This is a genomic window from Enterobacter cloacae, assembly GCF_013375935.1.
Taxonomy (GTDB): Bacteria; Pseudomonadota; Gammaproteobacteria; order Enterobacterales; family Enterobacteriaceae; genus Enterobacter; species Enterobacter pasteurii.
Genome location: NZ_CP056117.1, coordinates 3,284,942 through 3,311,446, shown reverse-complemented (window position 1 = coordinate 3,311,446; position 26,505 = coordinate 3,284,942). Strand labels below are relative to the sequence as shown.

Sequence of the window (26,505 nt, the reverse complement as noted above, 5' to 3'; positions counted from 1 at the left end):
GGGGCTAGAGGGATTTGGACTGACCTCGCGGATAATTCCAACTTACCGCCGTCCATTGGCGACGAGGCCAGTGGCGCGGAATATTATAGATGTCAGTGCTTTTGGAATTAGCAATCAGTGCTTAAAGGGGCATGCAGCGGCCCGCTGATTATTTCTGCCTCACCATTGTGACAAATATCATCACCTCGAGTCAGATGCCAGACACCAGTTATTGTCTGGCCCGTTTCAAGGTCCTCGGTAACACCGGCGGTGTAGTAAGCAACCTGCATTATGCCGTTGTGCTGTATCCAGTAGAAACCTTCTTTCATTGCCATCTCCTCGGTGTGAGGATTTGATTATATGGCAGCGGTGTGAGTGTTGGTGTTAGAAATACTAAATCGTTAATTAAGTAATGCCTTGGACCGCCATCGAGGTGTCAAGCAATAAGCACAGCTCCGTGTTCTTTCCAGTTGAGCTGATGGCGAAAAAAAAGACCAGCAATAAGCTGCTGGTCATGGGTCATGCAGTTGTCTCTGCGAAGCGGGTGTATCCCCACCCAGTGTTTTCAGTATCGAGAGCATTATCAAATGCCTATTAAAAGATAGTTCCTTTGATGAAACATATGCCAAATGGTTTGTGCTTCCCAAATTTTTTAAGAAAGTTCTTAGCCCAACCGTAAACACAGGCTCATTCTAGGTTGAGCTGGTTGTGCAAGAGGTAGGTCATAAAGCAAAAAAGCTGCCTTTGGGCAGCCTAAAAATAAAGAAATTAAAGTTGTGGTGCCGGGTGCCTCCCGGTGACTCTGCGCTAGACCACAGAACCGCGTTCCATAAACCCGACTGGTTTTGCCTAGCCGCCCCACCGCTTAGGGGGATTCACCACCCGAGCACTCTACGTGGCATAGTGCTTAAAAGATACATTTAATTTACTATTTACAAAATAATAAAAACCCCGCCGAGGCGAGGTTCAGAATTTTTAACTATGGATATATAAAGCCCATCGTTAGACCAAAATTACCACAGTTTAGGGAAAAGTAAATAGCTCACGATAAATTCACGCCCTATTTTGTTATCTGCTTCAGCTGCGCATCAGCCCACGCCTCTTCGATATCAAACTTGGTGATGAGCTGGTCGTAGAATGGCTTAACAGACTTCTTCCAGGTATCGAGGCTGATTGCATCCGTTATCTGGCACACCGCGGCGTATGCCTCGGTAGAGGGGATCCGCTCGTACCCGCGCCCGCAGCAGCGCTTACAGTCAGCCAGAACCGGCACACCCTGCTGTTCAGTAAGAACCTGATTAACGGCTTTCCCGCGTCCATGGCAATCTCTACAGGCACAACTTACAACCTTCTTGCCCTTACACTGAGGGCACAGAACGCGCGCCACCTCCTTGACCTTCCTGCGTACTTCATACTCAGAAGGAAAAATGCCTTTGACGTCCATATTCAGAGACATCTTCACAAACCTCTTCTCTCTTGCCGGAGTGTGAGACTTCATGCTGAAAACCTCAGCGTCAATAAACCCTTCCCCTTTGCAGCCATCGCACTGCTTCACGCTGGCAGCGCTGCGGGAATAGTCTTCAAACGCGAAGGCAGCCAGCTGATGCATCACCAGTGGTTTAACCCCTTGATCCAGTTTGCGCAGCGCAGGCACCCGATCGCACTTAGTCAACGCGTACTGGGCCAGCAGTTCGATCGCCCTCTTCCGGTCATTGTTGCTGATCCCCATCTTCCCGAGAAAAGCGCTGTAACCCATGGCGGCCCGTTCCTGTGTCATGCCCATAGCGGCCATGATATCCGTTCCGCTTAATGAATTTGACGCCGTAGCGCGCGGAGAGTCGCTAATCATTGTTGATTTGGCGAAGTGATATTTGAGGGTGCTTTCAAGATTCATGCGGTCTCCAGCTCGGTGATGGTGAGTTCTAATTTTCCGCCCTTAACGACAGGCATTTTCACAACGCGATAATCCACAACCTGGCGGTCATCCAGCCAGAACCCCGCCTTGGTTAAAGCGTCGAATGCAGCTTTCTGCAGGTTATCCAGATCGCGGCGTCGGCGGTCGGGCATGTGACATTCAATTCGGATTTTGAGTGGTGCAGCTGTCCGAATATTAAGCCGGGCGCTTCGAATGACGCTGGCGACTGCATAGCGGTACGCGACACCATCGGCGCTAATGTGCGTGCGCCCGCGGTTGTGCCGGTAATACCGGTTGTTACTCGGCGGCCAAGGCAAAGTGATTTGATATGTCTTCACGTTCACCCCCACATCCGGTTTCGCCAGCGACTGTCCGGGCGCGCTGGTGTATTTGAGGTCGGCAGGAATGCACTGACAGTCCAGGTCACGTAATCCTGGTTTAGGCTGCGCTCAACGCGCACGCCGCGCGCAGTGTAACGCTTAACTAGTTCGTCGGCCTGTTCGGTGCTGCAGTCGGTATGATGGAACCAGCTCTTCTTCATTCCATCACCCCGCAAAGTCAAGCAGCTGCGCGGCGACATTTTCGGCTTCATCGCGACTGCGGAATGAACGAGAAAGGACCCAGCGCCAAAGAACATCGAGCGCAGCTTTATAGAGCTGCTGAAACTCGAGCTCGTCCATGTTGGCGAATGAGATGCTACGAGGGTGCTTTTTAAGTGTTCCGTCAGGTAGCTGAATAGCATCAAAGTGCCCTGCCTCGACGATTACCCATGAGCGGTAAGCATCGAAGGATTTGCACAAGCTAATGCCATTTGTGACGCGCCGGTAAGCAACTTGCTCAAGATACTGCTCGGCTGCATCGATCAGCGCGCCCTCATTCCCGCCATACGAAGCCAGGAACTTGGCGTAGCCGGTTATCAGCTTCCGCTCGTTACTCGAGATAGCCCCGCCGGTTGGTTCCCAATATTTAAAACCGAGGCTGAGAAGCGCGAAAAAGCGACGGTGAAATGCCGGGTTTCGTACCCGCCTGAACTCGGCAACAAGAACATCGCCGAGCCGGGTTTTCGATTGCAGGATATCGCTGGTCTCGGGCGTTGCCGGGATCAGTATTCCTGAGTGTTGTTTGATAAGTTGTAATTCTAGCGCCATGGTTATCTCCGTGGCGCATCAGGTATAGGTTGTTCAGGCCTATGAAAGAATAATATCAGACGGTGGTGTAACTCGGTACCCCAGTCGTTTTGCAAATTGCATAAACCCGTTGAGAGTGAAGATTTTTTCCTCGTCGAGTAACGGTCGTAATGAAACTATTCCATTTACTCGATAAACCAGATATCTCCCGTCCGCGGGGAAGCTATAGATAACTGCTTTATCGGCCCTTCTGACCACGTCGTACCATTGATCATCTGCATTAAAGGCATCTGCACTACACACTATTTCCCCCAGAGCGACTTATTGACGCGGTAAACAGTAATCGGGAACAGCCAGGGGAACGCAAACAGCGATACTCTTTGAAACTGCTCCAGTCAAATTCACGCGATTAATAAAAACACTCGTCCGCGCTTTCCCAGGTCTCCTGCATGATATGTTCGACCTCTTTCTTGTCACCCCCGAAAATAGTCAGCCCATCATGGCTGGCACGCTTAATCGTAAACTGGCAATCATCAAACTGCTTGCTGAGCCTTTTCAGCAGTTCTGACTCGAGCGCAGGTATAGCTCCATCAGAAATTTTCTTCATGCGATCAATGGTTAGCTCGATTTTCATTTTTCCCTCCGCAATTAATTACTGTATACATATACAGTACGCAGTTATAAGCGTATCACCCGAATTTTGCAATGTTTTGTCAGCACAAAAAGCAAAAGAGAGTGTATTTTCAATCCCTTGGTATCCCAGGAAACATTTTGTAGGGCGGAGAGAAGAACTCGCAGAAGGGTTAACTCATTAGTAAAAACACATACTGATTGTTAACTCATGGAAAAATTACCCTGTGAGAGAGGGCTCCCACAGGGTAAAGTATTAAGGCGTAACAATATTGAACCAGAAATCAAATTTATCCATATAACCAAGCATGGCATCAAGTTTTGCGGCATCGCCGGTCACTTTGATATCGCCATTATCCTGCGCCTGTTTAAGCGTCACTTCTTTCAGGATGATTTTATTCAGCGTATCGCGGTTGAGGGTCACGGTCGCGTCAGCGTCTTTCGCTTCGGCGTTCGCCGTGTGGTTCAGCACGCCATTTTCCAGTTCCAGCTTGTATTTACCGCCGTCGCTGCCGAGGTCGATGTTAAACACCGATTTTGCATCCGCCGCTTTTTCACCGTTAATGTGCACCGCCAGATAGTCAAAGAACATTTCTGGCGTCATCGCGCGCACGGTATCCGGGCTGGCGGTGTTCGGGGTCGGTCCTTTCACCACGCCGTTACGCAGCTCCTGGGCGCCGGTCAGGTAGAAGTTACGCCACGGGCCTGATTCAGCCTGATAACCCAGCTGCTCCAGCGCATCCGCTTCCAGGTTTCGCGCGGCCTGATTATTTGGATCGGCAAAGACCACTTTGCTGACCACCTGAGCCACCCAGCGGTAGTTCCCCTGGTCAAAGTCGGTTTTCGCTTTGCTCAGGATGGCATCCGCGCCTCCCATATACTCCACAAATTTCTTCGCGGCTTCTTCAGGCGGCAGTTCATCCAGGGTCGCGGGGTTGCCGTCAAACCAGCCTAAATAGAGCACGTAGGTGGCTTTGACGTCATGGCTGACTGAACCGTAATAGCCTCGGTTGGCCCAGGTATTGGCCAGGGAGTTCGGCAGCTTGAAGTTGGCGGCGATCTCGTCACGCGTCAGCCCTTCATTCGCCATGCGCAGGGTCTGGTCGTTAATGTAGCGATACAGGTCGCGCTGGCTTTTCAGCAGGTTAACCACATTTTCATTGCCCCAGGTCGGCCAGTGGTGCTGCGCCATAATGACGTCGGCCTTATCACCCCAGCGTACAATGGCCTGGTTGATGTATTTCGACCATGGCAGCGGTTCACGAATTTTCGCACCGCGCAGGGAGTAGGTGTTATGCAGCGTATGGGTGACGTCTTCGGCAGACTCGATCAGCTTTTTCTCTTCGATGTACCAGAGCATTTCTGACGGCGCTTCAGAGCCCGGGGCGAGCATGAAATCGTAGGTCAGGCCGTCAATGACCTCTTTCTGACCATCTTTCTCAATGATATTGGTCGGGGCAATCAGCGTAACCGTGCCGGCTGAGGTGGTGGTTCCCAGACCCGCGCCAACCTGGCCTTTCGCATCGGGCTTCAGCAGGTTGCCGTACATATAGCTTGCGCGGCGGCTCATGACGTTACCTGCCATTATATTCTCCGCCACGGCGACTTCCATAAACCCGGCAGGCGCATAAACCTTCACCTTGCCGGACTTCACGTCGCCTTCGTCCACTACGCCGCGCACGCCGCCGTAGTGGTCAACGTGGCTATGGGTATAGATGATAGCGACGACGGGTTTCTTGCCGCGATTTTTATAGTAAAGATCCATCCCGACTTTGGCCGTTTCCGCCGAAACCAGCGGGTCGACAACTGTAATGCCTTCTTTACCTTCAATAATGGTCATGTTTGACAGGTCGAGGTTGCGGATCTGATAGACGCCCTCGGTCACCTCAAACAGGCCGCTAATGTTAATCAGTTGTGATTGACGCCAAAGACTTGGATTAACTGTATCAGGGGCTTTATCCCCTTCTTTGATAAAAGAATATTGCTGAGGATTCCAGATTACATTCCCTTGTTCTCCCTTGATGACTTCCTGAGGTAGTGGAGCGATGAATCCTTTGTGGGCATTGGTGAAATCAGTGTTATCAGAGAAAGGAAGTTGATTGTACAAGGCATTGTTAGCTTGTTGCGTAGGTGCTGTTGCGTCTTTAGATGCCTCAGCAGCCCAAAGGGGCATACTAACTGAGCCCAGAATACCTGCAAAGGCAAGGCTCCTCACTATCATGTTAAATTTCATCAAGACCTCTCGACGTTCTGGTGCATATGCGGTTTTGTTAGAGATGAATTACTGTAAGAGTCACGAGTAAATATAACCCCGGTAACATAATCAGCAAGTTTGAAACCGCATAATAAAATATTGATAAATCACCGAAATAGACTACACAAAATAATAAACTTACTGAATATCTCACAAGCAATTGTTATTACAAGGCTTCCATTCGAGTAAACTGCGCAATAAACAAAAAAAACATGTTTCTCAGCGTCGATTTTAACAATTATTGTAAGTTGTTTAATGTTTTCTATAACCAGAACTGTGACTTAACACACATTTGCGTGTCAAAACAAAATATAGATAGCAAGTAATACTACATTTCGGATTTTTCACATAAATGTGCTTTAAGTAGTGTATGCAGTGGCCAACCTTAATTATAAGTTCTTAAGCCTTCATGCCCTTCCCCCTTGCAAGGTTAATTTTATCGACACATTCCCTCAATGCTTTCACTTGCTCCGGAGAGAGAGCAGATTCATCGATGTTGGTCAGAAGAGCGTTAAGGGAGCGCTCAATCTCATTTTTTGTTAGCCGTAAACAGATAACCTTAACCCAACGTGGCGAATACTTGTTGAGGCCGATAGCTCTTGTGATTCGTAATTTCATGCCATGTCTCTTTACCGCCATTTTGGCGTTTTTGCAACCTCGTTTATAGCACGCAATGGATAATATTATGTGAATATTTCGCCTTAGAATTTTCTAAGGGTCGTTTAGCCAGGGTAACCGGGCTTTCAGTGAACATCTAAGTTGGTTTTCTAGCATGACGCATAAGCGCCACGTCATACAGAGAGCTACTAGCTCGACTTATAGTAGTTTTAACGATCTGACGCAGGAATGGACGTCAGCTTTGTGCCAGAAGCGGATGTTACTAACGCCTCAGTTTGTAAGGCTTTGGGGACAGTTCTTACAACAAAACCCACCGGAACTGGAAAAATGTTAATGCCGAAGCTGGAGCGGGCTTAAAACCGTTCATCCTGCCGCGGATCGCATAAAGCTAAAATTTGCTTCATTAATTGGCTGAGTGGACCGCTGCGTCCGGAAGGGGTGTCCTAAATCTGCTGTGCAGTATCCGTGAAGATTCAATTACCAATTCGCTGTCATACCCGGTCATTTTGTCGGTCTACCAGATCAGGTCCCCGGAATGCGCGGCGCCATTCGCTGGGACTCACGCTAAATTTTGACTTAAAGCTTTGACGAAATGAAACGGGTGACTGAAATCCGGCCATCTCAGCGACCTTTTCAATACTGTGGCTGGTAGTCTCCAGCAATTCCTGGCTTCGCTGAAGCCGTTCCGCGTTGATCCAGTCTGCCAGAGTTGTACCGGTGGCCTTCAGAAAGTGACGGGTCAGCGTTCGCCGGCTCATGCTGACAAATCCGGCAAGCGAATCCAGGCCATGAGGTTTGTCAAGATTGCGGCGCAGATAATCCATTAATTCATTCATTTTGTTGTCCCGTGTAGTCTCCGGGACAGGACGTTCAATAAACTGAGCCTGACCGCCTTCCCGATAAGGCGGAACAACCATCCTCCGGGCCACCCGGTTGGCAACGGCCGAACCGTAATGGTCCCGGATAATACTCAGACAGCAGTCGATACCCGCAGCAGTGCCGGCAGAGGTAATCAGCCGTTCGTCACTGGTATACAGCGAATTGCTGTCCAGGTGAACTTCAGGAAAGCGTGCTGTGAAATCCTGTTCATACTCCCAATGTGTTGCAGCACGGTGTCCGTCGAGCAGACCCGTATAAGCCAGCACATAGGTGCCCAAGCAAAGGCCCACCACCTGTGCGCCACGCTGCCACGCACTGATCAGCTTATCCAGCAGTGCCTGGTCTGGTTTTTTATCAGGATTATGCCAGTAAGGGACGATGATAATATCGGCAATATCAAGGCTTTCCAGCCCATGTTCCACATTGATGGCTAGTCCGATATCAGAATGCACCATACCCGGCTCCCGAGCACAGATTTCGACACGGAACAGCTCCGGTTCCGGCATTGAGGCACCGAAAATAATGCAGGGTACAGAAAAGTGAAACGGGCTAAAACCGTCAGTGACAATGACAGCAACTGTCAGAGCAGACATCATATTTACCTTTTCGTCAGTTGCAGCGACCGGAATTCCGGTCGCTGCTACGTTTATACGGACCGACTTTATGACAGCCGTGGCCGGTTCCAAAGTATCTTCCGGAACGGAAGTATCCTGACCATCAGAATGAGAGGGTCTCTCCGTCAGCCGGGATCCGTACCTGGTTGTCAATGCCGTGCTCAAGGGTAAATTCACGCAGCTCGGCGCGGGTGAGCAGACAGTGGTTAATCGCCTCCATGTGCGAAGCAACGATGGTTGTTTCAGGCAGCATCGCCAGGGTACGCAGCGTGTCCTCTTTACCCATGATGATTGGTCCGTAAAGATCGTTAACCGCATAGCCGGTATTCAACACTACAACGTCCGGGCGAAAACGCTTTAGGCTTTTTACATAAGGTTTTACCCAGACGGTATCCCCTGCGATATAAAGCGTTTTTTCATCGTGGTGAGTAAATACCAGCCCACAGGCATCGCCGAGTAACTCCCCCCAGACGGTATCTGCGTAGAGATCATTGCTGCCATGCTGACCATCAGTTTTGTAGATCGTCAGACCACTCACGAAATGGTTTTCATCTTTCATTACTCGGATATTAACAAATCCCTGAGAACGAATCAGTGCAGCATCATTTTCGTCCTGAGTATAGATAAGCATGTCTTTGGGCACCGCCTTCTGTGCAGCTTCGTCCCAGTGGTCAGTATGCGTGTGCGTCAGGATCACCGCATCAACGTTAAGCAGCGTCTCAACCGCCATAGGCAGCGGTACCATGGGGTTGCGAAGGTGCGGACGCGCATTTCCGGCAAAACCATCCCATGCGTCTTTTTCTGCCAGCATTGGGTCGATGAGGAATTTCTTACCGGCGTATTCCAGCATGAGGGTGGCATTACGGACTTGCGTTAACTTCATTTCTCTCTCCAGTGATTCATCAGATTTTAAGCCATATCCCGCCCATGATGATCAGACCACGGATGGAAGATGGATTTACTATAAACAGTGATCGCGGCGGGCGTGACACGCTCACAGGTCATTAGGCGATGAAATCAGGTCAACCTGTATCTGACAGCAGCGCCTGCGGGATTTCAGCAGTCGCGCAGTAATTTCATTTACGCGGAATGACTTGTAAGGTGCTAGCGGGACAACAGACTTATTTAAGAGCCGATCTGACCACACGCCTCTTATGCCAGATCAAACACAGCACCGGTGCAATCAGGCTGATGATCCAGGGAACCAGGATGAGGTGCATGGTTTTCCAGCCAAATGTGTTGAGCAGTGGGCCAGCCCCCAGGGAACAAATCAGACTAAAGATAAAGACACTCATGTCATTTGCCGCCTGAGCCACACCTTTTTCTGCTGCCGAGTAGGTCGTTGCCAGCAGGCTGGTCCCTCCGACGTAAAGAAAATTCCAGCCTATCCCCATCAGGATCAGCGCACCGGCAAAATAACCCCACGTGACGCCGGACAGCACAAGCGCAATATAAGCAAGGAGAAGCAGGATCCCCACCAGCATAATGGTAGTAACACCGAACCGGTCGATGAGTCTTCCGGTGAAAAAGGAAGGAACGAAACGCCCCAGGATGTGAAGCTGGATAACCAAAGCGATCTGCGGGAGTTCAAACCCATAGTGTTTCATGGCAATGGGAGTGGCGGTCAGTCCAAGTACCATAATGCCAAACCCTGAAGCACCGGAAAAAAGCGCCACAAGATAAGACGGCTGGGAAATGACCCTGCACCACGGACGGGTGCCGGTCTGTGCTGACGGGTCATCGATTTGTGCGGAAATCTGTAAACGCGACAGCAGGAGTAACCCCAGCGAAGCCAGCACTGCCATAAAGAGGAATGACCCCATATAGGTCACGCTGAAAAGTGTGCTTCCGTAGCTGGCCAGGAACGGGCCTAACAGGGCAGCAACTACACCCCCAGCCAGAACCAGCGAAATGGCCCGGGTACGGAATGCCGGCAGCGCAACTTCACCCGCAGCAAAACGGAAAAACTGCGCAAAGGCCTGGTATATTCCCAGAAAAAACATCCCCAGGCACAGCAGGATGAATGAATGCTGGATCATGGCCACCATGGAAATGACGGCGGCCATAATCCCGCTCAGGGTACCGGTAATGAATCCTGTTTTTCTGCCTGCCCGCTCCATCCATAAAGAGGCGGGAAACATCACCAGTACGGTGCCCAGGCTTGCCATTGAAATGGGGACCGTCACCAGTGAAGGATCAGGCGTCAGGAGGGCCCCCGCCAGTCCGCCTATTGTCATTATCAGTACCGATATCGACTGAAAGATAGCCTGTGATCCCGCAAGTATCAGGACCTGCTGACGCATATTTCTCATGTTAGTGAAACTCCGGAATGAAATTAAGCAGACGGGAAGCCTCAGCCCGGCATTTACCCGCCTGAAGAAAACCAGATGACACAGTATCCGACCGGGTCCCGGGCAGAGGGAAATAACGACAACGTTAAGCAGCCGCTCATCCGCCCACTCATGGTGAAAGGAGTATACGGAGCACCACAGGACACACGTGAGAGGGCTCACAGCCAATTAGCAATGAAAACGGGTCAATTCAGCAGCGAGGCCCGGAGGTACACCTGCAAACGCCTGTCGTGCCAGTGCTGAAAATTCCCTGCGAAGCAGGAAAGAAATTGTGAAGCCAGGGGGACATATGCCCTACAGGCAGGTGGTCCGGTCAGTGCCAGGTTCTTTCATACTCTTCGTCTGCGAAATAAAGAATGACCCGATACCATCGAAAGTTGTCTCTGTGGGCACAGGCATATCAGTAGGGTATCCCCTATTATTGACGAGAAATAAAAGCCAGTCGGGAACTAATCAGGCATCAGATACAGGCATAATTATTTCCCATATTATTTTTAAATGTCTGCTGATGGCAGACTGTATCGTAGTATCAATATCTCATCTGGAGTCAGAATGAACATGAATAAATTATTCGCTGCCGTGGTGCTGAGTGCGACATTAATGTCCTCTGCTTTTGCCGCCGATCATTATCAGCAAATCCGCAATGCAACCGGCAGAATAGAAATTGCGGGTAAAACATTTCTTATCGATCCGATGCTGGGTAAAAAAGACGCCTATCCCGGTTTTGAGAATACACACAACAGCCAGCTGCGATTCCCTCTCGTTGAACTGCCGGTAAGCATTGAAGATACCTATAAGGGTGTGGAAGGGATCATTGTCACCCATACGCACCTTGACCACTGGGATCCGGAAGCCCAGAAAAAGTTGCCTAAAGATATTCTCATCATCGCCCAGCATGAAGATGATGCAAAATTAATCCGGAGTCAGGGTTTTAAAAACGTCAAAGTCCTGAATGGTACAATGCAATTCGGCGATGTGACGGTGGTTAAAACGCACGGTGCTCACGGTACTGACGAAATGTTTGCCTCGTCACTCAGCGAGATCCTCGGCGAAGCCATGGGCGTCGTTTTCACGGCAAAAGGTCATAAAACCGTCTATGTTGCCGGCGATACCCTTTGGAATGCCGAAGTGAACAAGGCAATCGTGAAATACAAACCAGATGTGTTAGTGCTGAATACCGGTGATGCCCGCAACCTGAATTTCCCTGACGCAGGCATTATTATGGGCACAAAAGATGTCCGTCACGCCTACGAAATGTTGCCGCAGGCAAAAATCATTACGGTGCATATGGATGCCGTAAACCACACAACCGTCAGCCGCGCAGATATGCGTGCCTATATCAAAGAAAACAAGATTGATGACCGTGTAGTTGTTCCGAATGATGGCGAGACCGTAAACCTTTAATTATTAATAACAGCATGAACTTTATAGAGCCAGCCTGCTCAAGCTGGCTCTTTATACTGTTGTTTTAAAATTCTGGGATTATGGCTTATATTCGTCATATTAACGAAAAAAACAACACAATGAAGAACAATATAATTGCCCGCCCTTTTTTGTGACAATGAAAATCTATCAGATCTTCCCTAAGAGCGGTAGCTAAGGTTTAGCACATTCCTGAAAGATACATAGCGTCCACTGCTCGCTCTTAACAGACCATTTCATCCCTATGCCCTGCCATCGGCTTTTATCCGCTCATATTTAGCTTTCAATAGCTCTGCCGGTGTCGGCCCCTTCGAAGAAACTGGAGCTGCCAACGCACGACGAACAGGCGGAATCGGCCTCCCTGCAAGCACTCGCTTTTCCCATGTATCCAGAATGTCGCTGGCTTCACGCTCGAGCTCTTTAAGGCTCAACTGACCATCAGTTCCGCGGCGACGCAGTTCAAGGCAGATATGGTAAAAAACCGGCTTAGGCCACGGATATTGCTCGCTGCTCGGGTACCGGAACACCAGCTTACGCCACTTCCAGTATTCAGCCATGACGTCAGCGGTGGTGATCCCCAGCACGCAGCGCCCTTCCCTGCACCATTTGATGAACTGGCCAGGCGAAGGCAGGAACGGACGCTCCTGGCGGCGTACCATGCGCATACCGGCTTCAACCTGCTCCATGGTGGTTATCCCATTTTCTTTGAACGCCAGCACCCATTGTCGGCGGATCTCGTTCACATCCTCCTGACTGCGATTAACCAAGCTTGCGGGGAACGCGGCGGCCAGCTGTACGAACAGCCCGTTGATAATCTGCGCCACCTGCTGCGTTTGTTCGCGTTCGGTGTACTGCTCAGACAGGTTATGGGCCAAGCGGCGAGCCTGTTCCCTGTCAAAATTGCCAATGCTCTCGGCTAGGTTTTTCATTCCAGCACCCCGTCAATCCAGTCGGTGTTATGCAGGTCAATGCCGCCCCGGGATGGCTTTGCCGTTCCGGTTGCGCGCAGCCGCTTGGTGGTGAGCTGATCCCACTGTTTGCGCAGACTCGAAGGGCTCAGGATGTTGTCTTTCCAGAACTCATCCCGGTTGGCCCACTGGAACAGGTCACAGATTTCGTAGTGAGTACGCTTGTCCTGGACACGCATCAGCCTGATGGTATTTGCCCATTCAGCCCAGTTGGGTTCGGATAGCGATGCGTTGACGGTGAGAAGCCTGTCGTAAATCCAGCGAGCAGCCTTGAGGTCGTCAGCGGATCCCCATGATTTACCTGCCGGGGTGTATATCCCGGCGGCAGCTTCTGGATGGCGTGAGAGAAACTTTTGAGTTTTCTGGTTTCGGGATTCGTCAGAATTCCGAGACGAGGATATTTTATTATTGTTCTTGTTATAGTCTTGGGTGTCTACCGTTTCCGGGAAGGTTTTTCCCGTTTTCGGTAACACTTTTCCCGATTTCGGGAAGACTTTTCCCGTTTTCGGCTTGTCTAAAATCCAGGCAGAAAGGTCAGTATTTATACCGACCGTTTTCATCACACCCTGCTTCTGACTGAAGATAATTTTTCGTTCTGCGAGAGATTTGAGCGCATCAGAAACATGCGAATCACTCAACCCTGTAAGCTCAGCGATCACCGTGTTCGTAACGCGATCCTGTTTCTTGTTCCAGCCGTAGGTAAGCCAGATCACCGCTTCAAAACACTGCCACTCCCGGCCTGACATTCTCAGACGAGGCTTAAGCTGTTGGATCTCATTAGCGATCTTGGTATACCCGTTCGACAGGTCGGCCATACGACCTCCCGGTTGTTCGGTTCTGTGGGGGAAATTGATAATTTCAGCTGTGTTTGACATACTTATTTCCGCAATCGTTAGCCACTTTTGCACCTGAAAGTCGGTTCTGTTAGCGCAGACCGGCTTTCACCTTTTCTGAAGTCTTCATATCGCCCCCAGCATGGTTGTGACCATCGCCAGCAGCGGCGCTGTGAGATCCGGATCGACACGGAACATTTCAAAAATCCCCTCTCCTAACTCCTTCAGCTTTTCCTTCTTCGGTGCATCGAGCATCAGAGCTTGCTTCGCCTCACTTACCTCTTTTTCTAATCTGGCCATGCGATACGCAAACGAGTCGTTCTTTACAACACGGTCGCGATATCGAAGCGGTAATACGGTCATGATCGCTGGCACCAACTGTTCGACGTTCTTTCGGTACGATGCGGAGTCTTCTTTGTTGTCGAGCCAGCGGAACAGCTTCACGTTCCACACATCGGCCTGGCCAGAGAAATCCACGCCATCAAGTTGAAGTTCTTCCGCCGCTTCTTGGATTTGAAGCGCAACAGCTACGCGCCCTTCTGCCGCAGCCCAAGCTCGGACCGCTGAGCAAATATCGCGATGATCAATATCCTTCACTGCCGACTCGCTTTGATGACACCGGAATATCAGAGGATTAGAGGAAGCTCTGCTACTCTGTTGATGTGAAACAGTCTGCATGGTTAAGGCTCCTGTTTGGGTAAACCGTCTGTGGGATTTGGATACAGATCTGGGCGCAGTTCATGGGGCGTTACACCGGTAACCCCGTAAATTGACAACACTCGTTCAGCAGGAATCCCCTTGCGGCGCCAAAGTGAAACAGCCATTTTTGAAACACCGATCAGAGCACCTAGCCCGCTTGCCGAGCCGGATCGAAGAATTGCAAGTTCAATTCCAGTCATAGGACCTCCTTAAGTGCAAGCGAGTAAAGCATCAATTTACTAATCAGTCAAGAATCACCTGCCTATCAAGTGGTAAAGCTATTGTTTACAATCCATATATGAATAGAAAAGAACCTAACCAGAGCCTGATTTCTAGGCTGACTGAATTGAATAACAAAGGCTTCTCAAAAACAGAGATGGCCAAAGTAGCTAATGTCAGCAAGCAAGCGGTGACCGGATGGTTTCGAACCGGTAAGATGAGCAAAGAATCGGCACTTGCCTTAGCTGATGCAGCTGGAGTGTCGGTCCCCTGGCTCCTTGGTGAGGACGTTGGTGAGAAAGACGGTCTCAAGGCAGACGAACAACGTCTGCTGGAGCTATATCGCCAACTGCCCGAAGAAGAACAACGGAACATGCTCCGCATCTTCTCGCTTCGCCTGAAGGAGTTAGATGAGCTTTATGAGAAGTACATGAAGGGCCGGATAAAGGGTCGAGAAGATTAGGGTAAATTGCTTCATTACATTCTCTAAAATTCGCATAGGATATTAGTAAATTACAATCAATTCTTGGTGATTAAGGTCGCAGGCACGCGGCCTTTTTTCTTGCAAAAAATAATTTGCACGTTGCTACTTGCATGTGATTAAATCGCTAGTAAATCACAACACGAGAAACGCTCATGCAAGAAAATAATGAACCAAAAGGAAAGGCCAAAGGTGGTAAAGCTCGCGCAGCCAAAATGACAGCCGAGGAAAAGAAAGCTCAATCACTAAAAATGGTGCAAGCAAAAGCTGAATTAGCAAGCATGCCAAAAGTGATTGCTGGTTCTAACGATGAGCCATTAAAGATCGGTGAAATAGAATTAGAGTGTTACGTCTTAGATGATGAAAATAAGACAAGGGTTTTCTCTCAGCGTGGCTTAGCATCAGCCCTTGGCTGGGACCCTAGCCAAGCTGCCGCGCGACTTGCAAACTTTACTGAGGGCGGTTTCTTAAACCCATTTGTAAACAATGAGATACCAGATTTACTTCGTGGCGCGCTTAAATTCAAAAACCCTCATACTCCAGGCTACATGATCGGCTATCCTGCCACAATTCTTGCTGATTTATGCGATGCGATTTTGGCCGCTGATGCAAAAGGAGTATTAAAGAAAGGGCAAGAAGAGCTAGCTCGCAGGGCACTACTCCTGGTTCGTGGTTTTGCAAGAGTAGGTATTGTAGCCCTTGTTGACGAAGCTACTGGTTATCAAAGAATTAGAGAAAGGGACTCCTTAGCTAAGATTCTTGAAGCTTTTGTTGCTAAAGAGTTACAACCGTGGGTGCATACTTTTAGTCCTGATTATTACGAGCAATTATGTCGCCTCAGAGGGATCCCATACCCTCCTCAAAAAAGGAATTTTCCAGCATACTTTGGTACCTTAACAAACAAAATTGTTTATGACCGACTTGCACCAGGATTGAGGGAAGAGCTTAAACTAGCTGCTTCTAAAAGCAAAAAAAGTGGAAGACTTCACCAGCATTTAACTCAAGAAATCGGGCATCCAAAGCTTAGAGAACATCTTTCGTCAGTAGTTACGGTAATGAAACTAAGCAACAATTACGAGGATTTCGAAACTAAGTTCGAGGTTGTTCACCCTGAATTGCCGAAACCTTCCACACGAAAGTAAATTTTAACCTCAACACCACGACGGTTTTTAGTCCTCAAACAAGTCTGCCTCAAATCCCTGCCCTTTACTTAAAGATCCCGACCTTAGCGTCGGGATTTTTTTGCGCACGATAACTCATTTTCGTACACCAGATGGTCAAGGTAAAGAATTGCTGTACTTTCAAGTAATCTAACACTTGACCCATAGGTAAAGTAATGATTTACTAACATCACCAAGACGCACTACTAACCACCAAGGCAGGACGCCCACGAAGTAGCCGCCGACGGCATACGAATAGTCGGATGAGGTGGAGAGACTAACGCGCATCAGGTGTAAACGTTCCGCTGGCCGGCGATAAGGCAAACGAGGGTGAGAATGATTGATTTCGCACGCAAACCAGGACGGATACAGGCCGTAAAACTGAACTTCTTCGAGGTGATTCTTCGCCGCCTGTGCTACCTGCTGGCGCAAAAGGGGGATCCAGATGTGTAACTCAACGAAATGCGGGTACTGCGGCAAGCCGGTTAAACCGGGGGAAGTAGTCAAAAGTACCCTTCTCTATCGCAATGGCTCACAGCTGGCGCGCAAAGAAAAAGAATACTGCTCTGAACGTTGTGCTTCGTACGACCAGATGGCCCACGAGGCATAACGTAAAAGCCGCGCAAGGCGGCCCGTACGTCCGGTGCTCCCGACCAAAGTTACACCGGAAAACTACTTAAAAAACCAAAGTTCACCCAATGGGCGCTTTCTCTGGCCCGGGGATCTTACATCCAAAAAAGAGGATCTCACATGGAATTTTTCTATGTAGTTAAGGCTACGCAGAAATCCGGCAAAGAAGACGCAGTGATTTGGTTCACTGCTAAATCAGAAGCCCGTGCAAACCTTCAGCTTGATGTTGGGCTGGAAGATGCAGGTATTGAAACCGGCCGCGGTAAGGATTATGCCAAACCGGTTCGCACCGATTTCCCTGTTTACAATGATCTGCCTGAAGAAAGCACAGTGGATTATACCTGGTGCAAACGCTACGAACTGCAGGCTGATGGACGCACCTGGCTGCCAAAGGCTGTTGCTGAGTCTACTGGAGCCATGGACAACACAGCGGCACCGGAAACGTCCGTTAATGTTGAAACTACCGTCGAAAGTATCCCGCTTGAAAACCGCACTCCAGCGGTCCGTTTTGCCGTCCATCTGACCAGCGACAAATATCAGTCACTCATCACTAAAGAGCAGCAACTGGCTGCCAGCGAAATGTCACTGGATGAAGGCAACACCTATCTCCAGAACCTGCTGCTGGCGGCAGAAAACTGCGAAGAGGTTAAGGGTTACGATACCAAAGACCTTTGGCACTATACCGACGCAATTCGTAAGGTTTTCAGCCAGGAGAAGCGCCACGAGCTCGCTTTGGTTCTCCGGTTCACCAGAATCTGGGCAGCGACTGATTATATTGACCAAGGCCCCTTGGTGCGCGAATGGGCAAATGGTAATCGCATTTCTAAAGTAGGCTCTCCTGCACCTTTAGAACCAGCAAAGCCAGAAACTACAGAATCCTATAAACGAGCTGTTGCCCAGAACATGGCGAACCTGAGCATTGAGATTGCGATCGCTCTGCTCTACCCAGATGCAGTACCGGGTCAAATCAACCGTACGCAACTCCTGGCCGCCAAAGAACTCGCTGACAAAAAAGATGAGTCGCACGCCAAGGCGCTCAAGGTTCTTGGTAAGACCACCGACATCCTCGACTACGACGCCAACAGTATTTTTGGAGTTACCCGCGCTATTTCATGGTCTGGAGAAGAAAGCACAACCGAACTGCGTAGCCAGGTGCGTGAGTGGTTCACGGCGAACGGCATCTATGAAAGCGGTGAGCGCTCTAAAGGCTATCCAGAATGGAGCGAAGACTCCCGCTCGGTTCGTCATTCCACAGTTGAAGAACCAAGTACTCCAAGCCAGCCAAAGGTCGCAAGCCTTGGCAGCGGCGTGTACTCCATCGATGGCCTGCTGGGTGGAAATAATAACCCGGTCATCAATAATCCCTCAAATGAAGTAGAAAAACCGGAACCCGTAGCGGAGACCACCAGCGATGTGCAGATGGAAGCGACTCAGCCAGAGAAAGACAAAACTGTTGATGCGGTACCAACAGGCGAAAGCGTTGATGCAGCTGATCCGCAAACAAATACCCTGAACCCGGCTGAGGTGCTGGCCGCCGCGGCGCCGGAGCTGGCGAACACCACCACGGAGGAATCGACCGCCGAAGCGTCAGAGGAGAAAGCGAGCGCGCCGGAAGAGCAACCATCACAACCGGTCCCGGAATATCCGGCGTACTTTGAACCTGGCCGTTATGAAGGCCTGCCGAATAACGTTTATCACGCAGCAAACGGTATCAGCTCTACTCAGGTGAAAGATGCCCGGGTCAGCCTGATGTACTTCAACGCCCGCCACGTCGCCAAAACCATCCCGCGCGCCCCTTCCAAGGTGCTGGACATGGGTAATCTTGTTCACGCCCTGGCGCTGCAGCCTGAAAACCTCGAGGCCGAGTTCAGCGTGGAGCCGGAGATCCCTGAAGGTGCTTTCACCACCACCGCCAACCTGCGCGAATTCATCGACGCGCACAACACCAGCCTGCCGGCGCTACTGAGTGCAGACGATATCAAGGCGCTGCTGGAAGAGTACAACGCCACCCTGCCCGCGCAGCTGCCGCTGGGCGCCAGCCTGGAGGAAACGGCCCAGAGCTATATGGCTTTGCCGGCAGAGTACCAGCGCATCGAGCCAGACCAGAAGCAGACCGCAGCAGCCATGAAGGCCTGCATCAAAGAGTACAACGCCACCCTGCCCGCGCCGGTTAAAACCAGCGGCAGCCGCGATACGCTGCTTGAACAGCTGGCAATCATCAACCCTGACCTGGTGGCACAGGAAGCACAGAAGCCACAACCGCTGAAAGTCTCAGGCACGAAGACCGATCTGATTCAGGCCGTGAAAATAGTCAAACCAGATGCTGTGTTTGCCGACGAACTGCTGGATGCCTGGCGCGAGAATCCGGAAGGGAAAGTGCTGGTCACCCGCCAGCAGCTGAGCACCGCGCTGAATATTCAAAAAGCACTTCTGGCTCACCCGACTGCCGGCATGCTGCTGACCCACCCAAGCCGCGCCGTTGAGGTTAGCTATTTCGGTTTTGACGACGAGACCGGGCTGGAAGTGCGGGTGCGCCCTGACCTTGAACTGGATCTTGATGGCGTACGCATCGGCGCCGATCTCAAAACCATCAGCATGTGGAACGTTAAGCAGGAGAGCCTGCGCGCCCGACTGCACCGGGAAATCATTGACCGCGACTATCACCTGAGCGCGGCCATGTATTGCGAGACCGCGGCGCTGGACCAGTTCTTCTGGATTTTCGTCAACAAAGACGAGAACTACCACTGGATCGCCATCATTGAGGCGCCCACCGAACTGCTGGAACTGGGCATGCTCGAGTACCGCAAAACGATGCGCGCCATCGCAACCGGATTCGACACGGGCGAATGGCCAGCGCCGATCACTACCGATTACACCGATGAACTGAACGACTTCGACCTGCGCCGCCTCGAAGCGCTGCGCGCTCAGGCTTAAGGGGGATTTATGCATAACACAAACGTTACCGTTGCTGACCAGAACACTGTTATTAACTCCAACGTGGCTATGTTCGATTCCCAGTATCTGAACGCCATCAGCTCGTTCGCGCAGATTATGGCGCAGGGCACTGCCACTGTTCCTAAACACCTGCAGGGCAACCAGGCCGACTGCATGGCAGTTGCGATGCAAGCGGCACAGTGGCAGATGAATCCCTTTGCCGTGGCGCAGAAGACGCACCTGATTAACGGTGTGCTCGGGTATGAAGCACAGCTGATTAATGCCGTCATTTCACGCAGCGGCGTGCTGGCCAGCCGCTTTGAATATGAGTGGTACGGGCCATGGGAAAAGGTCGTTGGAAAATTCCATATCCGTAAAGGCGACAAAGGCGAGTACCGCGTCCCGGGCTGGACCCTGGCTGACGAAGCCGGGATCGGCATTATTATCCGCGCAACCCTGAAAGGCGAAGATCAGCCGAGGGATCTTGATTTACTGCTGGCTCAGGCCCGCACCAGAAACTCTACCCTGTGGGCTGACGATCCCCGCCAGCAGCTGGCATACCTGGCCGTCAAACGTTGGGCGAGACTGTTCTGTCCGGATGTGATTCTGGGCGTTTACACCCCTGATGAGCTCGATGATCGACGAGAAGAACGAGAGGTAAACCCTGCACCGGCGCAGCACGTTAGCCTTGCAGACATTTCAGGTGACAACGTCACTACCACTCAAACGGCTCAGGAATCAGCTCAAAACATCGATGCACTTGCTGATGATTTTCGTGACCGCATCGAGGCGGCTCAGGATGTGGATAGCGCTAAAGCTCTGCGCGCAGATATTGAAACCGTGAAAGCAACGCTGGGTTCAGCCCTGTTCACTGAGCTGAAAAACAAGGCCGTGAAGCGCTACTACCTGATTGATGCACGGAACAAAGTCGAAGCAGCTATCAATTCCTTGCCACCTTCAGATGAACCCGATGCAGCTGCGCGGTTCGCAGAGGTAGAGCGCGTTCTTGCATCGTCGAAACGCCATCTGGGCGACGAACTGCATGGTCAGTTCAGCATCACCCTGGCGGATATGAAACCGGAATACGTGGACTAACGAGATCGGGAGGGGAAACCTTCCCTCAAGGAGAAGAAATGCGACTGATTAATCGAGGCAGTAAGCAATCCCCTTTGGCTCGCCAGGCATGTGAAATCGCACTCGCAGCCCATCAGCAAAGATACAGTGACTATGGGCGCAGCAAGATGAAAGAGACTTATACGGTGAGAGTGGAAGGCGTGAAGGTCTGGGTTGAAGTTGTCAACTGCAAGGCAAGCTACGTGGCCACAGCAATGACCGGCATGCGCCGACTGCGTTCCCTGCCCGGCCAAGCAAACTGAAACTGAAATATCAACGACTACAGACCGGCATATCTATACTCATGCCGGTTACCTGAGGTGAACCATGTCGCAGGTAATTTTTAACGAAGAATGGGTTGTTGGCGCAAGGCTCACAGAAAAAACAGGCCTGACCGAACGACAGATTGAGAAGTATCGACAGGGCTGTTGGGTGGAAGGTGTCCATTTTAAACGGGTTTCTCCTTCCGGAGAAAAAACCTTGCGTGGCACAACCTGGTACAACTATCCGAGAATTAATCAGTTAATAAGGGATGCGTAAGATGGCAGCTTTGCCTACAGGTGTCGAAATCAGAAACAATAAGATTTGTATCTGGTTTATGTACCGGGGAAAGCGTTGCCGCGAAATTCTCAAAGGTTGGATTAACACCCCGGCGAACATCAAAAAAGCCGGGAATCTTCGGGCTGTGATCGTTAGTGAGATCAACCTTGGAGAGTTTGATTACCACCAGCGCTTTCCTTCATCGTCCAGAGCAAAAAAAACCGTAACCACTGTTTCAGTTCAGACCTTTTCAGAGCTGTGTGAACTGTGGACGAGCATTAAAGAAACCGAAATTAGCGCGAATACCATGCGTAAGACTCGCTCACAACTCGGTACGTTAATGCACATCATTAACGGAGATACGCCTGTTTCAACTATACGCCACAGCGACATTCTGAAATACAGAAAGGAGCTGTTGAACGGTGAGACACTTTACCTGGCAAATCCCAGAAGCAACAAACAGGGACGCACTGTGCGTACCGTGAACAACTATATATCGCTACTGTGTTCCCTGCTTCGGTTTGCACACAAATCTGGCTTTATCAGTGGCAAGCCCTTTGAAGGGGTCAAGAAACTACACAAAGGGAAAGTAAAACCGGATCCTTTAACGAAGCAGGAGTTTAGTTTGCTTGCGGAATCCGAGCGTGGCCAAAGCCTCAATATGTGGACGTTCGCAGTGTATACTGGTGTCCGTCATGGAGAGCTCGCAGCTCTTGCCTGGGAAGATATCGACTGGGAGAAAGGGACGGTTCATATACAGCGCAATCTTAATGCACTAGGAATGTTCGTCCCACCAAAAACCGATGCAGGTGATCGAGTTATCACGCTATTAGAGCCAGCACTAGAGGCCTTGAAGGCACAGCGTACACTGACTTCGTTACAGCCCAAAACCGAGATTGTTTTTCATCACCGCGAGTATGGTGCGATGGAATATCAAAACCTGCGATTTGTTTTCATGCCAAGGATGCGCAAGGGCATACAGAAAGCCTACTACTCTCTATCGAGTATCGGCTCCAGATTTAACGCAGCTGTAAAACGTGCTGGTATTCGCCGCCGGAATCCGTACCATACGCGGCATACTTTTGCCTGCTGGCTTTTATCTGCCGGCGCTAACCCGTCTTTCATAGCCAGCCAGATGGGGCATGAAAACGCGCAAATGGTTTATGAAGTCTACGGTGCGTGGATTGAAGAAATGAATGGCGAACAGGTGCTGATGCTTAACGATAAGCTCGCACGCTGAAAAATTTTTGCCCCTATTATGCCCCTACTGGCTCCGAAGGTAGTAATAAATGCAAGAAAATCAAGAGATTAACAAAAAAGAGCAATACAACCTGAACAAGCTGCAAAAGCGACTGCGCCGTAACGTGGGCGAAGCCATTGCAGACTTCAACATGATTGAAGAAGGCGACCGTATTATGGTGTGCCTGTCAGGGGGTAAAGATAGCTATACCATGCTGGAGATCCTGCGTAATCTTCAGCAAAGCGCACCTGTGAACTTTTCCCTGGTGGCGGTCAATCTCGACCAGAAACAGCCGGGCTTTCCGGAGCATATCCTGCCGGAGTATCTGGAGAAACTGGGCGTTGAATACAAAATCGTAGAAGAGAATACCTACGGTATTGTTAAAGAGAAGATCCCTGAAGGCAAAACGACCTGCTCGCTCTGCTCCCGTCTGCGCCGCGGCATTCTGTACCGTACCGCGACGGAGCTGGGCGCAACCAAAATCGCGCTGGGCCACCATCGTGACGACATTCTGCAAACGCTGTTCCTGAACATGTTCTACGGCGGCAAAATGAAGGGCATGCCGCCGAAGCTGATGAGTGATGACGGCAAACACATCGTCATCCGCCCGCTCGCCTACTGTCGCGAGAAAGACATCGAGCGTTTCTCACAGGCCAAAGCCTTCCCTATCATTCCATGCAACCTGTGCGGATCTCAGCCTAACCTGCAGCGTCAGGTGATTGGCGACATGCTGCGTGACTGGGATAAACGCTATCCGGGTCGTATCGAGACGATGTTCAGCGCCATGCAGAACGTGGTTCCTTCGCACCTGGCCGACGTCGAGCTGTTCGATTTTAAAGGCATCAACCATGGTTCAGAAGTGATAAACGGTGGCGACCTGGCGTTTGACCGCGAAGAGATCCCGATGCAGCCTGCCGGCTGGCAGCCGGAAGAAGATGATGCGCAATTCGATGAACTGCGCCTGAACGTGGTGGAAGTAAAATAACCTTACAGCGTCTCAGAAACCGCTTCTGAGACGCTTCTTTAGCTTACTTCAGCAGACGAACGCGACAGGTTTTCCCTTTAATTTTCCCGTTCTGCAATTGTTTCCAGGCTTTGTGAGCAACCGGCTGGCGAACCGCCACGTAGACATGTGCCGGATGGACCGTAATTTTACCAATATCTGCCCCATCCAGACCGATATCCCCTGTTAACGCCCCCAGTACGTCACCCGGACGCATTTTGGCTTTCTTGCCGCCGTCGATACAAAGGGTAACCATCTCCACCACAAGCGGAACAACGCTGGTGTGGCCTGGTGCGCTCACCCAGTTGAGTTTCATTTGCAGCATTTCTGCAAGAATGTTGGCGCGCTGAGCCTCTTCAGGCGCGCAGAAGCTGATAGCAAGACCGCTGTTGCCGGCACGCGCCGTGCGTCCGATACGGTGTACATGCACCTCTGGATCCCATGCCAGCTCAAAATTGACCACCAACTCAAGAGATTTAATGTCCAGCCCACGGGCCGCCACGTCCGTGGCAACCAGCACGCGAGCACTGCCGTTAGCGAAACGCACCAGGGTCTGATCGCGATCGCGCTGCTCCAGATCGCCGTGCAGCGGTAACGCACTCTGCCCGGCTTCATTCAGGGCATCACACACCGCCTGACAATCTTTTTTGGTGTTACAGAACACCACGCAGGACGCGGGCTGGTGCTGGCTCAGTAATTTTTGCAGCAGCGGAATTTTGCCCTGCTGCGACGTTTCATAGAACTGCTGTTCAATTGCTGGCAATGCATCAACGGTATCAATTTCGATGGTAATCGGATCTTTCTGCACGCGCCCGCTGATCGCCGCAATGGACTCGGGCCAGGTGGCAGAAAAGAGCAGCGTTTGACGAGAGGCAGGCGCAAAGCGGATCACGTCGTCAATCGCGTCGCTGAATCCCATATCCAGCATGCGGTCTGCTTCATCCATCACCAGCGTTTGCAGCGCATCAAGTGAAACGGTGCCTTTTTGCAGATGATCGAGCAGACGACCCGGCGTCGCCACAATGATATGCGGCGCGTGCTGAAGAGAATCGCGCTGCGCACCAAAAGGTTGTCCACCGCATAGCGTTAAAATTTTGGTGTTCGGTAAAAAGCGCGCCAGGCGACGCAGCTCGCCCGCCACCTGATCGGCCAGCTCGCGCGTTGGGCAGAGAATAAGAGACTGGGTCTGAAACAGGGTTACATCGATGTGCTGTAACAGGCCAAGACCGAATGCAGCCGTTTTACCACTGCCGGTTTTAGCCTGCACGCGCACGTCACGGCCTTCGAGGATGGCTGGCAGGGCAGCGGCCTGGACAGGTGTCATAGTCAGGTAGCCCAACTCATTCAGATTAGTGAGTTGGGCAGCAGGCAGAACATTCAGCGTGGAAAAAGCGGTCACAATATACTCTCGTGGTAAAGATTACGGTCAGATGGCGCGTATCCTCGCAGATCTCCGCTAACGATGCGACAATTTAATCGGCTCTTCATCCGGTGGCGGGTCCGGCATCGGCTGCGGACGGGGGATGGGGTCAGGCATTGGGGTCGGATCGGTTGGCACCGGATCGGACTGACGCGTGTTCACCAGGTGCAGGGTAAGTAGCATACTCATCTTTTCCTCCAGGTTTTGGTGTTGTCCCCTAAAGGGTAGACGCTGAGAAACAGGAGGCAAAAAAAAGCCGACTATGAAGTCGGCGTCGTACGAATCAATTGTGCTATGCAGTAATTCAAAAAAAGGAAGTAAGACAATATGGAGCGCAACGCCCATCGCTTGACGTTGCATTCACCTGCGGGAGTAATATTGCACCTTAGAGGGTCGGAGTTTATTGACTTCGCTCAATTAAAATGTCGTTTTGAAGCAGACATTGCATCATAAAAGTGTAAATTTACAGCCATTTACTGCGATGCAACCACCACGCAACACCGCCAATCAAAACCACTAACATGACGCAAAACGTGGTGAAGCCGTAATGGTATTCCCCGCCGGGGATCCCCCCGAGATTGACGCCAAATAGCCCGGTTAAGAACGTGCTCGGTAAAAAGACCATCGCCATTAGCGACATGGTGTACGTTCTTCTTGCTAAAGACTCCTGCATCACCTGGGCTATTTCGTCCGCCATGACCGCCGTTCTGGCGATACAGGCGTCGATCTCATCCAGACCTCTGCCGAGCCGGTCAGCGATATCCTGCATTCTGCGACGCTGATCGTCATTCATCCAGCTCAGGCGTTCGCTGGCCAGACGCGCGTAAACGTCGCGCTGCGGAGTCATGTAGCGGCGCATAACGATAAGTTGCTTACGCAACAGCGCCAGAAAGCCTCGTGGGGGGATTTGCTGATCGAGAAGATTATCTTCCAGATCGATGATTTTATCGTGGAGTTCTTCAATAAACTCGCTGGCGTGATCGGTCAACGCATCGCATACATCAACCAGCCAGCTGCCGCAATCCGTTGGTCCCGTGCCCTCTTTCAGATCGTTAATAACGTCATCCAGCGCCAGCACCTTTCGCTGGCGGGTGGAGACAATCAGGCGTTCATCCATATATACACGCATTGCCACAAGCTGATCCGGACGTTCATCCGTGCTGCCATTAATACACCGCAACGTAATTAACGTGCCCTCACCCATCCGGCTGACGCGCGGCCTGAGGCTTTCTCCCGCAAGCGCATCCCGGACGTTATTAGGCAACAGCGGCGTGGATGCGAGCCAGTCTGCGCTGTCTGGATGGGTGTAGTTGAGATGCAGCCAGCATGGATGTTCACTGTCGATTTCATCCGTATCTTCCAGCGGTCTTGCGCCACCACGTCCATCAAACACCCACGCAAAAACTGCGTCAGGAACGTTAACCTCAGACCCTTTTATGCTTTCCACAGCGCCTCCACCGTTTTAACTCTTCCGGA

General features: G+C 51.0%; 28 protein-coding genes and 1 pseudogene. 11 read left to right on the top strand and 18 right to left on the bottom strand.

What is annotated here, in order from left to right:
* Window positions 1-107 precede the first annotated feature (107 nt).
* From HWQ14_RS15535 to HWQ14_RS15490, 11 genes are all read right to left on the bottom strand, one after another.
* A complete protein-coding gene (locus HWQ14_RS15535) occupies window positions 108-308 on the bottom strand; it encodes a hypothetical protein (protein ID WP_176610206.1) in 201 nt (66 codons plus the stop codon).
* A gap of 731 nt (window positions 309-1,039) precedes the next feature.
* A complete protein-coding gene (locus HWQ14_RS15530) occupies window positions 1,040-1,873 on the bottom strand; it encodes an antitermination protein (protein ID WP_176610205.1) in 834 nt (277 codons plus the stop codon).
* Window positions 1,870-2,232: a crossover junction endodeoxyribonuclease RusA gene (gene rusA / locus HWQ14_RS15525; protein WP_176610204.1), complete on the bottom strand. Its 363-nt coding sequence runs from the start codon at window positions 2,230-2,232 to the stop codon at window positions 1,870-1,872. Before rusA ends, HWQ14_RS15530 begins: the two co-directional genes overlap by 4 nt.
* 2 nt (window positions 2,233-2,234) lie before the next feature.
* On the bottom strand, window positions 2,235-2,435 hold the full coding sequence (locus HWQ14_RS23315; RefSeq protein WP_245166407.1) for a hypothetical protein: 201 nt from the start codon (window positions 2,433-2,435) through the stop codon (window positions 2,235-2,237).
* 4 nt (window positions 2,436-2,439) lie between these two features.
* Window positions 2,440-3,042 (bottom strand): DUF1367 family protein, encoded by a 603-nt coding sequence (locus HWQ14_RS15520; protein WP_176610203.1) that lies wholly within the window; start codon window positions 3,040-3,042, stop codon window positions 2,440-2,442.
* A gap of 388 nt (window positions 3,043-3,430) precedes the next feature.
* Window positions 3,431-3,655, bottom strand: coding sequence for a DinI family protein (locus HWQ14_RS15515; protein WP_176610202.1), 225 nt, complete (start codon window positions 3,653-3,655; stop codon window positions 3,431-3,433).
* Window positions 3,656-3,907: 252 nt separating this feature from the next.
* Window positions 3,908-5,884 carry an alkyl/aryl-sulfatase gene (locus tag HWQ14_RS15510; RefSeq protein ID WP_176610201.1) on the bottom strand — a complete coding sequence of 659 codons (1,977 nt, stop codon included), beginning with the start codon at window positions 5,882-5,884 and terminating at the stop codon, window positions 3,908-3,910.
* A 420-nt stretch (window positions 5,885-6,304) separates the two neighbouring features.
* The gene (locus tag HWQ14_RS15505) at window positions 6,305-6,523 is read right to left on the bottom strand and encodes a hypothetical protein (RefSeq protein WP_176610200.1); all 219 of its coding nucleotides are present in this window, start codon (window positions 6,521-6,523) and stop codon (window positions 6,305-6,307) included.
* Between the two features lie 491 nt (window positions 6,524-7,014).
* On the bottom strand, window positions 7,015-7,995 hold the full coding sequence (locus tag HWQ14_RS15500) for a GlxA family transcriptional regulator (RefSeq protein ID WP_176611209.1): 981 nt from the start codon (window positions 7,993-7,995) through the stop codon (window positions 7,015-7,017).
* A 124-nt stretch (window positions 7,996-8,119) separates the two neighbouring features.
* Window positions 8,120-8,899 (bottom strand): MBL fold metallo-hydrolase, encoded by a 780-nt coding sequence (locus tag HWQ14_RS15495; protein WP_176610199.1) that lies wholly within the window; start codon window positions 8,897-8,899, stop codon window positions 8,120-8,122.
* A 238-nt stretch (window positions 8,900-9,137) separates the two neighbouring features.
* Window positions 9,138-10,319, bottom strand: a complete 1,182-nt coding sequence (locus tag HWQ14_RS15490; protein WP_245166405.1) for an MFS transporter — start codon at window positions 10,317-10,319, stop codon at window positions 9,138-9,140.
* A 600-nt stretch (window positions 10,320-10,919) separates the two neighbouring features.
* Between HWQ14_RS15490 and HWQ14_RS15485 the strand changes: the two genes are divergently transcribed.
* The gene (locus HWQ14_RS15485; protein WP_064910686.1) at window positions 10,920-11,771 is read left to right on the top strand and encodes an MBL fold metallo-hydrolase; all 852 of its coding nucleotides are present in this window, start codon (window positions 10,920-10,922) and stop codon (window positions 11,769-11,771) included.
* A gap of 260 nt (window positions 11,772-12,031) precedes the next feature.
* Here the strand turns inward: HWQ14_RS15485 and HWQ14_RS15480 are convergent, their stop codons facing one another.
* From HWQ14_RS15480 to HWQ14_RS15465, 4 genes are all read right to left on the bottom strand, one after another.
* A complete protein-coding gene (locus HWQ14_RS15480; RefSeq protein WP_176610197.1) occupies window positions 12,032-12,718 on the bottom strand; it encodes a replication protein P in 687 nt (228 codons plus the stop codon).
* Window positions 12,715-13,632, bottom strand: coding sequence for a replication protein (locus HWQ14_RS15475; protein ID WP_176610196.1), 918 nt, complete (start codon window positions 13,630-13,632; stop codon window positions 12,715-12,717). The genes HWQ14_RS15480 and HWQ14_RS15475 overlap by 4 nt, the downstream gene beginning before the upstream one ends.
* Before the next feature lie 84 nt (window positions 13,633-13,716).
* The gene (locus HWQ14_RS15470; RefSeq protein ID WP_176610195.1) at window positions 13,717-14,268 is read right to left on the bottom strand and encodes a toxin YdaT family protein; all 552 of its coding nucleotides are present in this window, start codon (window positions 14,266-14,268) and stop codon (window positions 13,717-13,719) included.
* Window positions 14,269-14,270: 2 nt separating this feature from the next.
* Window positions 14,271-14,489 carry a transcriptional regulator gene (locus HWQ14_RS15465; protein WP_047647986.1) on the bottom strand — a complete coding sequence of 73 codons (219 nt, stop codon included), beginning with the start codon at window positions 14,487-14,489 and terminating at the stop codon, window positions 14,271-14,273.
* Between the two features lie 98 nt (window positions 14,490-14,587).
* On the opposite strand from HWQ14_RS15465, the gene HWQ14_RS15460 reads away from it, so the two are divergent.
* From HWQ14_RS15460 to ttcA, 10 genes and pseudogenes are all read left to right on the top strand, one after another.
* On the top strand, window positions 14,588-14,971 hold the full coding sequence (locus HWQ14_RS15460) for a helix-turn-helix domain-containing protein (protein ID WP_176610194.1): 384 nt from the start codon (window positions 14,588-14,590) through the stop codon (window positions 14,969-14,971).
* 173 nt (window positions 14,972-15,144) lie between these two features.
* Entirely contained in the window at window positions 15,145-16,131 is a 987-nt protein-coding gene (locus HWQ14_RS15455) for a P63C domain-containing protein (RefSeq protein ID WP_176610193.1), read from the top strand.
* A 315-nt stretch (window positions 16,132-16,446) separates the two neighbouring features.
* Window positions 16,447-16,602, top strand: a pseudogene (locus HWQ14_RS23305) (hypothetical protein); the annotation flags it as partial.
* The gene (locus tag HWQ14_RS23300) at window positions 16,595-16,759 is read left to right on the top strand and encodes a YdaE family protein (RefSeq protein WP_193361517.1); all 165 of its coding nucleotides are present in this window, start codon (window positions 16,595-16,597) and stop codon (window positions 16,757-16,759) included. The pseudogene HWQ14_RS23305 and the gene HWQ14_RS23300, both read left to right, overlap by 8 nt.
* Window positions 16,760-16,899: 140 nt before the next feature.
* The gene (locus tag HWQ14_RS15450) at window positions 16,900-19,713 is read left to right on the top strand and encodes a RecE family exodeoxyribonuclease (protein WP_176610192.1); all 2,814 of its coding nucleotides are present in this window, start codon (window positions 16,900-16,902) and stop codon (window positions 19,711-19,713) included.
* 9 nt (window positions 19,714-19,722) lie between these two features.
* Window positions 19,723-20,808: a RecT family recombinase gene (locus HWQ14_RS15445; protein ID WP_176610191.1), complete on the top strand. Its 1,086-nt coding sequence runs from the start codon at window positions 19,723-19,725 to the stop codon at window positions 20,806-20,808.
* Between the two features lie 38 nt (window positions 20,809-20,846).
* Window positions 20,847-21,089, top strand: coding sequence for a DUF4060 family protein (locus HWQ14_RS15440; RefSeq protein WP_176610190.1), 243 nt, complete (start codon window positions 20,847-20,849; stop codon window positions 21,087-21,089).
* A gap of 64 nt (window positions 21,090-21,153) precedes the next feature.
* Window positions 21,154-21,366, top strand: a complete 213-nt coding sequence (gene xisR / locus HWQ14_RS15435; protein WP_014884030.1) for an excisionase family protein — start codon at window positions 21,154-21,156, stop codon at window positions 21,364-21,366.
* Window position 21,367: 1 nt separating this feature from the next.
* Window positions 21,368-22,606, top strand: a complete 1,239-nt coding sequence (locus HWQ14_RS15430; RefSeq protein ID WP_176610189.1) for a site-specific integrase — start codon at window positions 21,368-21,370, stop codon at window positions 22,604-22,606.
* Window positions 22,607-22,655: 49 nt separating this feature from the next.
* The gene (ttcA, locus tag HWQ14_RS15425) at window positions 22,656-23,591 is read left to right on the top strand and encodes a tRNA 2-thiocytidine(32) synthetase TtcA (protein WP_176610188.1); all 936 of its coding nucleotides are present in this window, start codon (window positions 22,656-22,658) and stop codon (window positions 23,589-23,591) included.
* 43 nt (window positions 23,592-23,634) lie between these two features.
* On the opposite strand, the gene dbpA is transcribed toward ttcA, so the two are convergent.
* From dbpA to zntB, 3 genes are all read right to left on the bottom strand, one after another.
* On the bottom strand, window positions 23,635-25,008 hold the full coding sequence (gene dbpA / locus HWQ14_RS15420) for an ATP-dependent RNA helicase DbpA (RefSeq protein ID WP_176610187.1): 1,374 nt from the start codon (window positions 25,006-25,008) through the stop codon (window positions 23,635-23,637).
* A 57-nt stretch (window positions 25,009-25,065) separates the two neighbouring features.
* Complete coding sequence (locus HWQ14_RS15415; protein ID WP_274857168.1) at window positions 25,066-25,212, bottom strand: hypothetical protein; 147 nt, start codon at window positions 25,210-25,212, stop codon at window positions 25,066-25,068.
* A gap of 280 nt (window positions 25,213-25,492) precedes the next feature.
* A complete protein-coding gene (zntB, locus tag HWQ14_RS15410) occupies window positions 25,493-26,476 on the bottom strand; it encodes a zinc transporter ZntB (RefSeq protein ID WP_148419714.1) in 984 nt (327 codons plus the stop codon).
* Window positions 26,477-26,505 lie beyond the last annotated feature (29 nt).

Excerpts from the sequence above, each read along its gene's own strand:
- HWQ14_RS15505 (WP_176610200.1), bottom strand. The coding sequence starts at position 6,523 with ATGAAATTACGAATCACAAGAGCTATCGGCCTCAACAAGTATTCGCCA.
- HWQ14_RS23315 (WP_245166407.1), bottom strand. The coding sequence starts at position 2,435 with ATGAAGAAGAGCTGGTTCCATCATACCGACTGCAGCACCGAACAGGCC.
- HWQ14_RS15530 (WP_176610205.1), bottom strand. The coding sequence starts at position 1,873 with ATGAATCTTGAAAGCACCCTCAAATATCACTTCGCCAAATCAACAATG.
- HWQ14_RS15415 (WP_274857168.1), bottom strand. The coding sequence starts at position 25,212 with ATGCTACTTACCCTGCACCTGGTGAACACGCGTCAGTCCGATCCGGTG.
- HWQ14_RS15480 (WP_176610197.1), bottom strand. The coding sequence starts at position 12,718 with ATGAAAAACCTAGCCGAGAGCATTGGCAATTTTGACAGGGAACAGGCT.
- HWQ14_RS15535 (WP_176610206.1), bottom strand. The coding sequence starts at position 308 with ATGAAAGAAGGTTTCTACTGGATACAGCACAACGGCATAATGCAGGTT.
- HWQ14_RS15515 (WP_176610202.1), bottom strand. The coding sequence starts at position 3,655 with ATGAAAATCGAGCTAACCATTGATCGCATGAAGAAAATTTCTGATGGA.
- HWQ14_RS15465 (WP_047647986.1), bottom strand. The coding sequence starts at position 14,489 with ATGACTGGAATTGAACTTGCAATTCTTCGATCCGGCTCGGCAAGCGGG.
- HWQ14_RS15500 (WP_176611209.1), bottom strand. The coding sequence starts at position 7,995 with ATGTCTGCTCTGACAGTTGCTGTCATTGTCACTGACGGTTTTAGCCCG.
- HWQ14_RS23300 (WP_193361517.1), top strand. The coding sequence starts at position 16,595 with ATGTGTAACTCAACGAAATGCGGGTACTGCGGCAAGCCGGTTAAACCG.
- HWQ14_RS15455 (WP_176610193.1), top strand. The coding sequence starts at position 15,145 with ATGCAAGAAAATAATGAACCAAAAGGAAAGGCCAAAGGTGGTAAAGCT.
- HWQ14_RS15490 (WP_245166405.1), bottom strand. The coding sequence starts at position 10,319 with ATGCGTCAGCAGGTCCTGATACTTGCGGGATCACAGGCTATCTTTCAG.
- HWQ14_RS15495 (WP_176610199.1), bottom strand. The coding sequence starts at position 8,899 with ATGAAGTTAACGCAAGTCCGTAATGCCACCCTCATGCTGGAATACGCC.
- xisR (WP_014884030.1), top strand. The coding sequence starts at position 21,154 with ATGTCGCAGGTAATTTTTAACGAAGAATGGGTTGTTGGCGCAAGGCTC.
- HWQ14_RS15440 (WP_176610190.1), top strand. The coding sequence starts at position 20,847 with ATGCGACTGATTAATCGAGGCAGTAAGCAATCCCCTTTGGCTCGCCAG.
- HWQ14_RS15450 (WP_176610192.1), top strand. The coding sequence starts at position 16,900 with ATGGAATTTTTCTATGTAGTTAAGGCTACGCAGAAATCCGGCAAAGAA.
- HWQ14_RS15430 (WP_176610189.1), top strand. The coding sequence starts at position 21,368 with ATGGCAGCTTTGCCTACAGGTGTCGAAATCAGAAACAATAAGATTTGT.
- HWQ14_RS15445 (WP_176610191.1), top strand. The coding sequence starts at position 19,723 with ATGCATAACACAAACGTTACCGTTGCTGACCAGAACACTGTTATTAAC.
- HWQ14_RS15475 (WP_176610196.1), bottom strand. The coding sequence starts at position 13,632 with ATGTCAAACACAGCTGAAATTATCAATTTCCCCCACAGAACCGAACAA.
- ttcA (WP_176610188.1), top strand. The coding sequence starts at position 22,656 with ATGCAAGAAAATCAAGAGATTAACAAAAAAGAGCAATACAACCTGAAC.
- HWQ14_RS15470 (WP_176610195.1), bottom strand. The coding sequence starts at position 14,268 with ATGCAGACTGTTTCACATCAACAGAGTAGCAGAGCTTCCTCTAATCCT.
- HWQ14_RS15460 (WP_176610194.1), top strand. The coding sequence starts at position 14,588 with ATGAATAGAAAAGAACCTAACCAGAGCCTGATTTCTAGGCTGACTGAA.
- HWQ14_RS15510 (WP_176610201.1), bottom strand. The coding sequence starts at position 5,884 with ATGAAATTTAACATGATAGTGAGGAGCCTTGCCTTTGCAGGTATTCTG.
- HWQ14_RS15520 (WP_176610203.1), bottom strand. The coding sequence starts at position 3,042 with ATGGCGCTAGAATTACAACTTATCAAACAACACTCAGGAATACTGATC.
- HWQ14_RS15485 (WP_064910686.1), top strand. The coding sequence starts at position 10,920 with ATGAACATGAATAAATTATTCGCTGCCGTGGTGCTGAGTGCGACATTA.